At 27.2% G+C, this 13,861-nt stretch carries 16 protein-coding genes; 1 reads left to right on the top strand and 15 read right to left on the bottom strand.

What is annotated here, in order from left to right:
- Positions 1-44: 44 nt before the first annotated feature.
- From asrC to QZ321_RS04650, 14 genes are all read right to left on the bottom strand, one after another.
- Positions 45-1,028, bottom strand: a complete 984-nt coding sequence (gene asrC, locus QZ321_RS04585) for a sulfite reductase subunit C (protein WP_291747458.1) — start codon at positions 1,026-1,028, stop codon at positions 45-47.
- A 12-nt stretch (positions 1,029-1,040) separates the two neighbouring features.
- Positions 1,041-1,835, bottom strand: a complete 795-nt coding sequence (gene asrB, locus QZ321_RS04590; protein ID WP_291747455.1) for an anaerobic sulfite reductase subunit AsrB — start codon at positions 1,833-1,835, stop codon at positions 1,041-1,043.
- A gap of 3 nt (positions 1,836-1,838) precedes the next feature.
- Positions 1,839-2,852, bottom strand: a complete 1,014-nt coding sequence (asrA, locus tag QZ321_RS04595; protein WP_291747451.1) for an anaerobic sulfite reductase subunit AsrA — start codon at positions 2,850-2,852, stop codon at positions 1,839-1,841.
- 233 nt (positions 2,853-3,085) lie between these two features.
- Positions 3,086-3,766 (bottom strand): PHP domain-containing protein, encoded by a 681-nt coding sequence (locus QZ321_RS04600; RefSeq protein ID WP_291747447.1) that lies wholly within the window; start codon positions 3,764-3,766, stop codon positions 3,086-3,088.
- A gap of 114 nt (positions 3,767-3,880) precedes the next feature.
- Entirely contained in the window at positions 3,881-4,240 is a 360-nt protein-coding gene (gene rplT / locus QZ321_RS04605; RefSeq protein WP_291742196.1) for a 50S ribosomal protein L20, read from the bottom strand.
- 26 nt (positions 4,241-4,266) lie between these two features.
- Positions 4,267-4,464 (bottom strand): 50S ribosomal protein L35, encoded by a 198-nt coding sequence (rpmI, locus tag QZ321_RS04610; protein WP_195517320.1) that lies wholly within the window; start codon positions 4,462-4,464, stop codon positions 4,267-4,269.
- Positions 4,465-4,488: 24 nt separating this feature from the next.
- Positions 4,489-5,010 carry a translation initiation factor IF-3 gene (gene infC, locus QZ321_RS04615; protein WP_291742190.1) on the bottom strand — a complete coding sequence of 174 codons (522 nt, stop codon included), beginning with the start codon at positions 5,008-5,010 and terminating at the stop codon, positions 4,489-4,491.
- A 291-nt stretch (positions 5,011-5,301) separates the two neighbouring features.
- Positions 5,302-6,267 carry an SAM-dependent methyltransferase gene (locus tag QZ321_RS04620; protein WP_291747444.1) on the bottom strand — a complete coding sequence of 322 codons (966 nt, stop codon included), beginning with the start codon at positions 6,265-6,267 and terminating at the stop codon, positions 5,302-5,304.
- A 93-nt stretch (positions 6,268-6,360) separates the two neighbouring features.
- A complete protein-coding gene (locus QZ321_RS04625; protein ID WP_291747442.1) occupies positions 6,361-7,593 on the bottom strand; it encodes an NAD(P)-dependent oxidoreductase in 1,233 nt (410 codons plus the stop codon).
- A gap of 70 nt (positions 7,594-7,663) precedes the next feature.
- Positions 7,664-8,236, bottom strand: coding sequence for a hypothetical protein (locus QZ321_RS04630; protein ID WP_291747439.1), 573 nt, complete (start codon positions 8,234-8,236; stop codon positions 7,664-7,666).
- A 162-nt stretch (positions 8,237-8,398) separates the two neighbouring features.
- Positions 8,399-9,592 (bottom strand): acetate kinase, encoded by a 1,194-nt coding sequence (locus QZ321_RS04635; RefSeq protein ID WP_291747436.1) that lies wholly within the window; start codon positions 9,590-9,592, stop codon positions 8,399-8,401.
- 156 nt (positions 9,593-9,748) lie between these two features.
- Complete coding sequence (locus tag QZ321_RS04640) at positions 9,749-10,633, bottom strand: DUF6734 family protein (protein ID WP_291747434.1); 885 nt, start codon at positions 10,631-10,633, stop codon at positions 9,749-9,751.
- Between the two features lie 31 nt (positions 10,634-10,664).
- Positions 10,665-10,838 (bottom strand): hypothetical protein, encoded by a 174-nt coding sequence (locus QZ321_RS04645; protein ID WP_291747431.1) that lies wholly within the window; start codon positions 10,836-10,838, stop codon positions 10,665-10,667.
- A gap of 76 nt (positions 10,839-10,914) precedes the next feature.
- A complete protein-coding gene (locus tag QZ321_RS04650; protein WP_291743996.1) occupies positions 10,915-12,006 on the bottom strand; it encodes a ribose-phosphate pyrophosphokinase in 1,092 nt (363 codons plus the stop codon).
- A 321-nt stretch (positions 12,007-12,327) separates the two neighbouring features.
- On the opposite strand from QZ321_RS04650, the gene QZ321_RS04655 reads away from it, so the two are divergent.
- Positions 12,328-12,936, top strand: a complete 609-nt coding sequence (locus QZ321_RS04655; protein WP_291743994.1) for a methyltransferase — start codon at positions 12,328-12,330, stop codon at positions 12,934-12,936.
- Between the two features lie 86 nt (positions 12,937-13,022).
- On the opposite strand, the gene QZ321_RS04660 is transcribed toward QZ321_RS04655, so the two are convergent.
- Complete coding sequence (locus QZ321_RS04660) at positions 13,023-13,637, bottom strand: DUF488 family protein (RefSeq protein WP_291747429.1); 615 nt, start codon at positions 13,635-13,637, stop codon at positions 13,023-13,025.
- Positions 13,638-13,861: the final 224 nt, after the last annotated feature.

The raw sequence follows: 13,861 nt of genomic DNA on the forward strand, positions 1-13,861 counted from the left end.
ATAACTCTTTTAATTTTTATTTCATTTTTTTATATTTAAAATTTTTATTTTCTCATGTAATGTACTCCACCCCAATTTACATTCTCACTTACTTCTGCTAATTCAGGTAAATCAACTCCATCTAAAGCCCATTTTTTATATTCTTTATATCCAACTCTATCTACTATATATCCAATATGTTCTTTTCCATAAGGTGCATCTGGGCTTATATATTCTCTAACAAATTTATAAGTATTATCTATTACTTTTAATACTGTATCTTCATCTGCCCATTTTATAAAGTCTTCCGCAATTCTAGGATTTGTTTTTCCTGTCCTTCCCATAATAACAATTCTATAATATTTTTTTGGACTTCTAACCCAAGCATTATTAGGACATGCCAAGACACATTCTCCACATCCAATACATTTACTTTGATCTCTAACTACTTTATAATTTTTTGCAGATAATGCTGTAGTTGATACTTGTTTACACTTTTTTACACAAGCTCCACAGGATATACATCTATAAGAATCATAAATAGGTAAACACATTCCTATTATTCCTATATCATGCATTCTAGCTTTTATACAGTCATTAGGACATCCTGTTGCTGCTATTTTTACATGTAAATCATCTGGATAAACCATGTCTTCAATTTTTCTTGCTAATTCTGTTGTGTTATATTGGGCTTTTGGACAAATATTATTGCCTATGCAAGATGTTATATTTCTTGTTCCAGCTGATGGATATCCTGTTCCCTTATGTTGTTGATTAGTTCCCATATTATCAATGATAGGTTGAAGTGCTTGATTAACTTCTTCCATCTTCTCCATTGGAATTCCTAATACCTCAAACCCCTGTCTTGTTGTAATATGAATTCTTCCATCTCCATATTTATCAGCAAGCTCTGCAACTAGCTTTAATGTATCCGTATAAATAGAACCTCCAGGAACTCTAATTCTTACAGCTGTCATATATTTATTTTTAGTTATTCTAAAAGCATTTTTCATTGTCTTTTTCGTATTTAAATCATGTAAAAAATCCATTGCATCAACCTCCTAATCATATAAATTCTTTCCAAAAGCATAATTAAACACTGGGCCATCAGTACATATATAAGTTGTGTTCATTCTACAATGCCCACACTTTCCAAGTCCACAACACATTTTTCTTTCATAAGAAACCCACATATTATAATCTTGTATGCCTATCTTTTGGAATTCAATTATTGTAAATTTCATCATCATTGGAGGACCAACAATTACAACTGAAACATTGCATTTGTCATTTATACTTAGTTCTGGTACATATTTTGTTACAAGTCCAACTTTACCATTATAATTATCATCGCCTTTATCCACGGTTAATATAACATTAAATTTAGCTTTCCATTTTTCTATGTCTTCCTTAAATAAAATATCATCTGGAGATCTAAATCCACATATAAGTGTTACACTTTTACATTCATCTATATTTTCATAAAAATACTCTAAAATCCCTCTAACTGGCGCTAATCCACTTCCCCCTGATACAATTATTATTTCTTTATCTATATAATTTTTAAGTTCAAAGCCATTTCCATAAGGTCCTCTTACTCTCAAAGTATCACCTATATTTAATTTAAATATTTCTTCAGTAACCTTTCCTACCTCTCTAATAGTAAAATCTAAATATTCATCACTATAGCCTGATACTGATATGGGTGATTCACCATATTTCGGCATTGATATTTCAAAAAATTGACCTGGATTTATTTCCCCGCATTTTCTTTCTACTCTAAAAGTCCACTCTTTAGATGTATGCTTAATAATATCTAAAATTTTAACTTTATAAGGAATATATTCATTTTTCATTGCTTATTCCTCCCCTTGTTTACCTTTAACAAATTCTGTTACCTTATTCATTGCAGTAGATATTGATATATATTGAGGGCATACATCATCACATCTTCCACAACCTACACACATTTGTACGCCAAATCTTTCACCATAGTCATACATCTTGTGCATAGTTTTATATCTCATTCTATCTCCATTTCTTAATCTAACATCATGCCCCCCAGCCATTAAAGAAAATCCAGGTATTTGACATGATGCCCCTACTCTTCTTCTTTCACCACATCTAGGATTATCTTGACTTACTATATCCTGCATTGTATAACAAGAGCATGTTGGACAAGAAAGATTACATCTTCCACAAGCTATACATCTATAATCATATTCTCGCCATAATTCTGCTTCTGCTACTTCTAAAGGATTTAATTTTTCTGGAAGCTTTACTTTAACATCATTAGATGATACAAAATCAATATTAAAATCTATCTCTTCTCCTATAAAAATATCTTTAAATTCATCATCTTTTATATCTATGTATACATTGCCTTTATCAAACTTTATTGCTAATGAATAATCATCAGTTGTATTAGTTCCAAAGCTTACACAAAAACAATTTCTAAAACTTTCTTTACATCCAATTAAAACTATTTTCACTTTATCTCTAAGTCTTTTATAATAATAATCAGGCTCTTTTCCATTATTTAAGTAAACATTATCTATTCTGTGCAAGCCATTAACATCACAAGAACGCATAAACACTAATATCTTTCTTTCATCAATAGTTGGCACCTTATACTGATCTTCTGTATAATAAAATAAAGTTTCTGTAACTGGCATAACTACTTCTTTAGCTGTAAAATGGGATTTACGATTAAATTCAATATCATTAATGCTACTTACTTCTTCATATCTAATTACATCCGTATCTGAATACTGTCCCGCATATGGTATAGATACTGGCGCAATAACTTTATATTTATCTTTTATACTATTTATTATGCTATCAAATTCTTGAGCAGTAATTTTTATTTTCATTAACTCCACCTCTCTCTATCATAAAAATATTTTCTGTAAAATTATTCTTTTATATTCATCTATTATCATTTGTTGATAATTTTAAATAAATTCTTAATTTTATATAAAACGTAACTTTAAAATAAATTAGTAAATTATTATTTATTATTTTGGATATAATAAAAACCAGTAAAAAAACTAAGCTTCCCTAATTCAAAATATGAATAGAAAATTTAGCTTTTACTGGTTTTATTTTAATTTAACACCTTTAAGAATTTTTCAATTTCTTCATTATTTAAATACACATCACCAATCATTCCATGAAGTCTATAACTTTCAATATAATTATGAAAATCTGATCCAGCAGTATAAATCATTTTTCTTTTATTTGCAATATCTATAAAATACTTAGTATCATTTTCTGTATTTTTAAAATATTTTGCTTCAATTCCATCAAAATTTATATTAATAATATTGTCAAAATCTCTTTTACATAAAAGGACAGGATGTGCAAGAACAACTGTTGCTCCAAAGAATCTTAGTATATCAACACCTGTTTGAGTACATAATCTATTATCAAAACCACAAAAATCAATTTTATCTTTAAATATTTTTCTTATCTCTTTGATTCTTCCCCTTTTAACATTTGAAAGTATTTCCTTTAATAAATCATTTCTATAACTATCATCTTTAAAATATCCTAATACATGTACTTTGCAATCATTATATTTAGTTGATAGTTCTACTCCTGGTATTACAAAAATATTATTTTTTCTTCCTTCTATAATGGCTTCATCTACTCCATCTGTATTATTATGATCTGTTATTGCCATTATATCTACCTGTTTTTCCTTTGCTAATCTTACAACTTGACTTGGTGTTAAACTTCCATCTGAATAAATTGAGTGTATATGAAAATCACCTTTTGTATACATATTTTTTTAATCCTAATATTTCTTTCATATAATAATATATTCTAATTAAGATTTATTGATTTAAGTTTAAACATAAAAAAAGCAATCCTTTCGGATTGCTTTATGTAAACAAAATTATTTGTTTAATTGAGCTTTTGCAGTTTCTACTAAGTTTGCAAATGCCTTTGGATCGTTGATAGCTATTTCAGATAACATCTTTCTGTTCATGTCGATTCCAGCTAATTTGATTCCGTTCATGAATTTTGAGTATGAAAGACCGTTCATTCTTGTAGCAGCGTTAATTCTTGCTATCCATAATCTTCTGAAATCTCTCTTCTTTAATCTTCTTCCAACGTATGAGTTTCTTAAAGCTCTGATTACAGATTCGTTAGCAGTTCTGAATAATCTGCTCTTCCCACCATAGTAACCTTTTGCAAGCTTTAAAACTTTTTTATGATTCTTACGAGCATTTACCGCTCTCTTAACTCTTGCCATTTTGTATTCCTCCTAAGTCCTCTATATTATAGGTATGGTAATAATTTCTTCATTGCTTTTTCTTGAGTAGTTGAAACGTAAGAAGCTTTTCTTAAGTTTCTCTTTCTCTTAGCGCTCTTCTTTGTTAAGATATGGCTCTTAAAAGCTTTTGCTCTTTTTAACTTTCCAGTACCAGTCTTTTTAAATCTTTTAGCTGCACCTCTGTGCGTTTTCATTTTTGGCATGATAATATTCTCCTCTCTCTCTGCTTATGCTTTTTTAGGGGCTAATACCATAGTCATGTTTCTTCCTTCTTGTTTTGCTGCTTTTTCAACAGTACAAACATCTTCAAGTTTAGAAACAAAGTTTTCTAAGATTTTTAATCCTAGGTGACCTAATGTTGCTTCTCTACCTTTGAATCTAACAGTGACTTTAACTTTATCCCCATCTAATAAGAACTTTCTAGCATTCTTAGCTTTGATAGCTATGTCATTTTCTTCAATAGTTAAACTACATCTGATTTCTTTAATGACAGTTACTTTTTGCTTTTTCTTAGCTTCTTTTTCCTTTTTAGATTGCTCGTAAATGTATTTGCCTAAATCCATTATTTTACATACTGGTGGCACTGCTGTTGGAGAAATCATTACTAAATCTAAATCCTTCTCTTCAGCCATTTGTAAAGCTTGTTTTGTAGGAATTACTCCTAATTGATTCCCTTCAGAATCAATTACTCTAATTTCCTTTTCTCTAATACTTTCATTACAAGTAAAGTTTTTACTGATAACATTCACCTCCGATAAAATCTATCAAGAAAAATATATTACTCTTTGCATAAATCTAAAGGCATAAGGCACAGTATTTTTATGCATTAATCTATAAATAAAAGGGCAGCATAATTGCCGCCCTCGTATTATTTAGAAAATCTAGATTTTCCTCTAGATAAAAATCCAATAAACTCATTACCTTACTAAGCTTAGCCGTAAGGCGAGAAACGGCTGTTCCTTCTTGACGAAATTTATTATAGCATCGTCTTAACATATTGTCAAACCATTTGCTATATAAGTTTACTAGGAAAATATACCTTATTTGCAAATACTAATTTGTCTTACCATATTTCCTTTTGTCATGTAACACTTTTCTAATATTTTGAAGCCGGCTGAAGTTATTAAATTATCCATATCTTCAAAGGTTATTATAACTAGTTTACGAGCAATTTTTCTTGAGGTATTAATTATATCCACCTGTTCTTTTAAAGTTACAGGTGAAAATAATCCATAAGGAATATCAACTATGGCAACGTCAAAAACTTCATTTATATTATGCATATCCCCACTAGTTATTATTTCTCTATTATACCCTAAAAATTCTATATTATTCCTAGCATTACATGCAATAGGCTTACTAATTTCATATCCCTTCACGCTAATTCCTAAATCTAAAGCTTCAATAACAACAGTTCCTACTCCACAACAAGGATCTACTAATCTTAAACCTTTATTATCTCCAACTGCAATATTTACTAATGCTCTAGCCATCCTTAATGGTATTGCATTAGAATATGAATGTGGCTTATCATTATGCCTTTGCCACTTAAAATTATTTTTAATTAATTCTCCAAATATCCACTTATCTTTAACTTTAGTTATCGCTAATTCTATTTCTGGATTATGTATATCTGGAAATCCAGTTACAACAAATCCGACTTCTTTAACAGCTTTAAGACGTTCTTCATAAAAAACATCTCCATCTTCACTTTTTATATAATTGACTTTAAAGTTATCATAAGCTATTTTATCTTTTTTTATTTTACTTATTATATCTTCTATATTATCCTCTATATATATTGATTTAATTTGCAATTTAATAAAAGGACTTCTAGATGGATTAAAATTTTTTTCTGAAAATAAGTATTTTCCTTTTGGCTCTTTTCCAAAAATACTTCTCATTTCCATGTTACATAATTCTCTTTCCATCTCAGAACAATTAATAAAATAAAAATATTTATTTAGGGTGCTTTCACACTCATTTTTGTCAATTTTATTTTTCATTTTCACACCCATTTCTAAATATATAATATCTATAAATATTTCCTAATAGTATATTAGTCATTATAAAAATAATTTTGTAACTATTATAAAATATTAATTATTATTACAATATTCTTCTATAGAATCTGCAACCACTTTTGCATATGCAACTGCATGAACTACTGTGTTTGCTCCAGTAACAACATCTCCTGATGCAAATACGCCAGCTCTTGTCGTATGACCTCTTTCATCTGTAAGTAATAATCCCCATTTATTAGTTTCTAAACCAACTGTATTTGCAACTATATTTTTTCTTGGTGATTGACTTACAGCTATTATTGTAGAATCACAATTAAACATGCCTTCTGTTCCTTCTATAGTAACAGTGTTTACTCTACCTTCTTCATCAACTTCATTTTTAGTTTCAATATACTTAACACCCTCTTCTGTTAACTCTATAGGGGCTTTAAATAATTCAAACTTAATACCATCTTCCTTAGCTTCTTCTAACTCTGCCCTAGTACATGGCATATTTTCAAAGCCTTTTCTATAAAGAATATATACTTCTTCGGCACCACTTCTTTTAGCAACTCTTGCTGCATCCATTGCTACATTTCCAGCTCCAATTACAGCTACCTTTTTACCTAAATTATAAACTTGTGGCGATTTTAAATAATCTATTGCATAATGAACATTTCCTAAAGACTCCCCTTTTATATTCAATGTCTTAGGATTCCATACTCCAGTTCCTATAAATACAGCTTTATATTCATCAAAGAATAATTTATCTAATGTAATAACCGGTCCAATTAAAGTATTTGGTCTTATTTTTACTCCTAACTCAATAAGAATTTCTTCATATCTATCTATCATGGAATTTTTTAATCTATATTCTGGAATTCCATATCTAAGGACTCCACCAATTTTTTCATGAGCATCAAAAAGAGTAACTTTAAATCCTCTTCTTGCTAATATAATAGATAAAGTAATTCCTGCTGGACCTGCTCCAATTATAGCAATTCTTTCATTTCTATACTGTACTTCTTCAAACTTAACCTTATATAAATATTCTTTAGATATATATTCTTCAATTTCACAAAAGCTTACTGGTTCGCTTTTTATCCCTCTAATACAGTTTCCTTTACATTGATCTTCATGAGGACAAACTATAGCACAAGCAGCTGATAATGGATTATTATTAAATAACATTTCCCCTGCTTCTATTATTTTTTTTTCTTTAAATAGCTTAACTACCTCTGGAATTTCTGTATTTATTGGACAATTTGCTTTACATCTAGCATTTTTGCACAGCAAACATCTATCTGCTTCTAATAATAACTCTTTCATTTTTTCTCTCCCGTTTTTAACTATAACTTATAATAATAGCTTAATTCTCAAATTAAATAGATTATATAACTTACTTAAGTATTTCTAAAACATAATTTTTAAATTCTTCAAAGCTTCCCTTTTCAAAGCTAGTTCCCTTATTTATTTTATTACTAGCAAAATTATATTCTACAGTCCCATAACTAAACTTTGGACTTGAAATCATAACAGTATCTTCATGTGCACTAAAAATTGCCTTATTCATCATTGATATTTTGCAAAGCTCTAAAAAGCTCTCTTCATCTTTTAATTGACCTTCATTAATTTTATTTAATACAAAATTAAATAATGAATATCCACCACCTAAAGATATCATACTACTGTTTTCAATAAAAAACACCTTATCTGTATTATAAAAATATTTCATTTTTCCAAAATTAACAGTTTTGAATTGTGAATTTATTTCTACATCTTTATTATTTAAATTTCTAATATCTTCTTCTATAGCTTCCCATGAAGATTTTTGCTCTATCGCATTATTTTTAACTACTGAGTTAAATTTAATAAGAGAAGATTCCATATCTTTATCTGTATATACAATGCTTTCATTTATAGCAACATTAAATTCTCCATTTTCATATGTTAAAGTTATCTTATTTCCCATAACAATCTCCTTATCTAATTAATAATAATTATTATAGCATATTAGCTATTTGTGAACTAGCATTTAAATCTTACTTTCTATTCTTAGTATTTCCAACACATAAAAAATAGTGTTATAAAAATTATTAAATAATCTTTATAACACCATAATTTAATCTTTTAATTATTTAACTAATCTTGCTGTATCTCTAGCAATCATTAATTCTTCATTAGTAGGTACTACATATACCTTTACTTTAGAATCTTCAGTTGATATTTCTTGAATTTTTCCTCTTATTTCATTATTTTCTTCATTAAGCTCAAAGCCAAAGAATTCTAATCCCTTTAATATTTCTTTTCTTGTAATAGATGAATTTTCTCCTATTCCAGCAGTGAATACTATAACATCTACACCACCCATAGCTCCTGCATATGCAGCAATTTGAGTTCTAACTTTATAATAGAATATTTCTAAAGCAAGCTTTGCTCTTTCATTTCCTGAATCAGCAGCAGCTAAAACATCTCTAAAGTCTGATGATACTCCTGAAATTCCTAAAACACCTGATTTTTTATTTAATAATTCATCTACTTCTTCTATTTTATATCCATGCTCTTCTATTAAGAAACTAATAACAGATGGGTCTATACTTCCTGATCTTGTTCCCATCATAACACCTGCAAGTGGTGTAAATCCCATAGAAGTATCTATTGATTTTCCATTCTTAACAGCTGATAATGAACATCCATTTCCTAAGTGACATGTAACTATCTTTAAGTCTTTTATATCTTTTCCCATAACCTTTGCTACTTTATTAGAAACATATTTATGAGATGTTCCGTGGAATCCATATTTTCTTATTGAATATTTTTCATATAACTCATATGGTAATGGACAGATATATGAATGTTTAGGCATTGTCTGATGGAATGCTGTATCAAATACTGCAACCATTGGAGTATTTGGCATCAATTCTTTACATGCTTCAATACCTATAAGATTTGGTGGATTATGAAGTGGTGCAAGCACTATGCACTCTTCAATTGATTTTAAAACTTCATCATCAATTAAAACTGAATCTGAATATTTTTCTCCACCATGAACAACTCTGTGTCCTACTGCTGAAATTTCATCCATAGATTTAATAACACCATGAATTGGATCTATTAAAGCTCCTAAAACTAATTTAATTGCTTCCTTATGATCCTTAATTTCTGTATTTATTATATATTTATCTCTTCCCTCAACTTTTTGAGTTAATACAGATCCTTCAATTCCTATTCTTTCAACTAATCCTTGAACCATACATTCTTCTGTATTCATATCTATTAATTGATATTTTAAAGATGAACTACCACAATTTATTACTAAAGTTTTCATTTTCCCACACTCCTTCAAAAAATTTTATTACTCTTATATATATAATAACACTAAATTCTTTAAATAATTAAAAAGATTAATTATTCTTTTTTGTCTGAAAACTCTGTTAACTAATCTATATATTAAAATATAAAATAGTTTTTTATCTATATAAAATTAAACACAATAATATTTTTTAACTTCATCATAATATTCCTTTAATACTTCTATATTTGATATAAGACTTTCGTACTCTGGATAATCTTTAATGATTCTAATTATACATCTTATACAAAAATCTTTTCTTTTATTAAAGTCATTTCTCATTTTTCTTTTGTGTCCCCATGTATGAGTAAATAAATTTTGATTATTAGAAAATAAATTATCTAAGCTCATTATTTCATTAATCTCAATATTTTTTCTTTTAGCACACATTGATATAAGTCTTTGTTCAGCAAATACCATATTTGTAATTTTATCATCATTGCAATCTAAATTATTCATAAAATCTATAGCTGATTTTACATAATAATCCTTAAAATTATCATTTGAGATATATGCAAAAGCCGTATTACTAGGAAGTACTGTCCAATCAAAATTTTCATCTAAAGAATATCCATTTTTAAATCTAAAATACTCCTTATTTGGATATACTGCTTCTATTATATTTTCTTTATGAATTACACTTACTTCTGAATTTATTAAAATATCTTCTATACTTTCCCATACAATAAAATCAGTATCAATCATTACGCATGGAGATTTTTGTTCCTTAAGTGCATATAATTTTCCGGCAGCCCAAAATATATTGCTATTTACTTTATCACTGATATCATCTAATGCTATATCAATCCCTAAATTCCAAATTATATCCAGTCCTATACTTTTATAATAACTAGCCCCAACTTCATCAGTAATCATTTTTATATTTCCATTTTTCTCTCTCCACTTTAACGCTGAAATAATAGTTGTTAATATTTCAAAATCATCTATATAATATTCTTTATGTGGATTTGAATTTAAAAATGGTCTTGTCCAATTAGAATGAAATGCTTCTATCATCACCTTTTTCCTTTCTTCAAAAATATAAGCTCTATATAAGATTTAATCCATATCCTCCTACCCCTGAGCTTGTATATTCTGAAGAAATATTAAAACTACTACAATAATTTGTTATAACTTTATTTTTTCCTATTATTATATTATCCTTACTTTCCTTTTTATTTGTAGATAATACTTCATTTCCCTTGTTAATTTCTTTTCTCATAATTTCTCTCCCTAAAAAAAATATTATAGCATAGTAAACTACCATTAATTTACATATGCTATAATATATTATATCCTTATTCTTCTAATAAGTCACGTATTACTCTTGTTGCATCCATATAAGAAGCAATAGATTTATCATAATTTAATTTATTTATTATCTTTGATACTAATTCTGACATATCAACAGCCCTATACCATCTACAATCACGTAATTCATCTGATATATAAGTTAAGTTTGTAGAGTATACTCTAGATATTATTCCATCTTCATGGAATTTATTAAACTTTTCTAATCCTTCAGTAAAGAAAGCAAATGTTGTTGCTACATAAACATTTCTTACTTTTCTTTCTTTTAATTCCATAGCTAAATCAAGTACTGATTCACCAGATGCTATCATATCATCAACAATTAATACATCTTTTCCTTCAACATCTCTTCCCATATACTCATGTTGTACTATAGGATTTTTTCCATTTACTATTGTTGAATGGTCTCTTCTCTTATAGAATAGACCTACATCAACACCTAAAACACTTGAATAATAAATTGCTCTATCCATAGCACCAGTATCTGGACTTATAACTATAAGCTTGTCTTTGTTTAACTCTAATGTATTTTCGTTCTTTATAAGAGATTTTACTATATCATATGTTGGATAGAAATTCTCAAAAGATAGTAGAGGAATTGCATTTTGAACATTAGGATCATGTACATCAAATGTAAGTACTTCATGTACTCCTAATCTTTCTAATTCTTGAAGTGCTAATGCACAGTCTAAAGATTCTCTACCTTTACGTCTATGTTGTCTTGATTCATATAAAAGTGGCATTATTACTGTAATTTTTGCAGCCTTACCTCTAATTGCAGAAACAGTTCTCTTAATATCTTGGAAATGTTCATCAGGACCTTTGTGATTAACAAATCCAAACATTTTATATGTACAACTATAATTACCAATGTCGCATAAAATGTATATATCCTTACCTCTTACACTTTCTGATATTTTAACTTTTCCTTCTCCATTAGAAAATCTTATTTCATCTATTGGTATTAAAAAAGACTCATTAGTATTTCTCTTTTGTTGAATAAGTTTATCAATAGCATTTCCTAGTTCCTTACAACTTTCTAAAGCTATTATTCCTAATTCATGTCTTATTTCTGTCATCAAACTTTCCCCTTTACATTAAAATTTCAAAGAATCAACTTTAATAATATACACTATATAATATATAATATATCATATATTTATAAAATTCTAATCATTAATAGTATATACTAAACTTTAATATTAATAAATAGTTATATAAAAATATTCTATTAATTTATAATTTTTAAAGTATTTTCGTTAAATTTAACAAATTTAATTACATATTTTCTTAAATTTCGTCATTTTATAATTTAATTTAAAATTAATATTTAGTAAGATATATTTGATATAATAATAACTATATTTTTTAATTTTATAAAAACTGAAAGGAACTCAAATATGAATGATATTCATTACGAAAGATTGCTTAATATAAAAACTACAGGTGAACAACAAGGATTTTATGAATCTCATCATTATAATAGATATGAAGCAACTTCTTATTTAGCATTAGAATCATTGTTTAAAGAATATAATTTAACCCCTTCAGATCATGTAGTTGACTTTGGATGTGGAAAAGGACGATTAGCCTTTTACATAAATTATTACTATAATTCCTATGTTACTGGAATAGAAATGAATAATAATTATTATGAAATATGTGAAAATAATAAAAAAAGTTACTTTAAGTCATTTTCAAAAACAAAAGAAAAAATTAAATTTTTAAATATATTTGCAGAAGATTATGAAGTATTGCCATCAGATAATAAATTTTACTTTTTTAATCCATTTTCACTTCAACTATTTATTAAAGTTTTAAATAATATTTTAATTTCAGTAGAAAAATTTCCTAGGGAAATAGATTTAATATTTTATTATCCTTCTGAAGAATATATAAATTATTTAGAAACCTATACTGCACTAATTTTAAAACAAGAAATTCCAGTACATAATCTATACTTAATAGATAAACGTCAAAAGTTTTCTATATATACATTACCTAATTAAATTTTATATAAAAATAAAAATTAATGATATAGTCTTGAAGATGATCTCATAATAATCTTCAAATTCTTATATCATTAATTTATTATTTATTTTAAATGTTCTATTCTATATCCTATTTCTTTATTAGCTAGCTTATAGGCTTCCTCTATCATCTCTTCTCTAGTTAAACTATTGCCAATTAAATCATCAATAGTCATTTGTCCCCTATTACTAAAATATTTATCTAAAAGCATTTGTTCAATATCATCTTGGGATGCTATAGAATAATCATCCAATATATGTTTAACATTAAATCCATATTTTCTTAATTCTTTTCCTACTAAAATAGATCTATGACATCTTATAGGCTCTTGCATAGCACCTAATAAAACTATATTATATCCCTTATTGCAACCATTTTTTAATCTTTCTATTCCATCTAAAAAGTCCTTTTCCTTTGCAACCTTCTCAAAATCTGAATACCCTTCTTCATTATATGATTGCTTATTTAATCTTTTAGCAGCTAATTCCTTAGCCATGTATATATAAATAAATCCAGCTTTAGTTAAAGTATATCTTATAGTTTCTTTATCAAATTGAACATTATATTTTGAATAAGGAGTTCCCCTAATATCAACTACACAACTAATATTATAATACTTTAACATATTAATAAGCTTTTCAATTGAATAATTAGAATGTCCTATAGTATATATATCCATAACTTCCTCCTTAAAATTAATATCCAAAATATTCAATGAGTGTTACTTAATTTAAACATAATTTATATCTATTTTATAATATTTAATTAAATTTAATATATATTTTACCCCATTTTACAATACAAAAAAAGTACTTAGCAAATGCTAAGTACTTTACTTACCTGGCAATGTTCTACTCTCCCACACAGTCACCCGTGCAGTACCATTGACGCTGTAGAGCTTAA

This window comes from uncultured Clostridium sp. (genome assembly GCF_910588715.1).
GTDB lineage: Bacteria > Bacillota > Clostridia > Clostridiales > Clostridiaceae > Clostridium.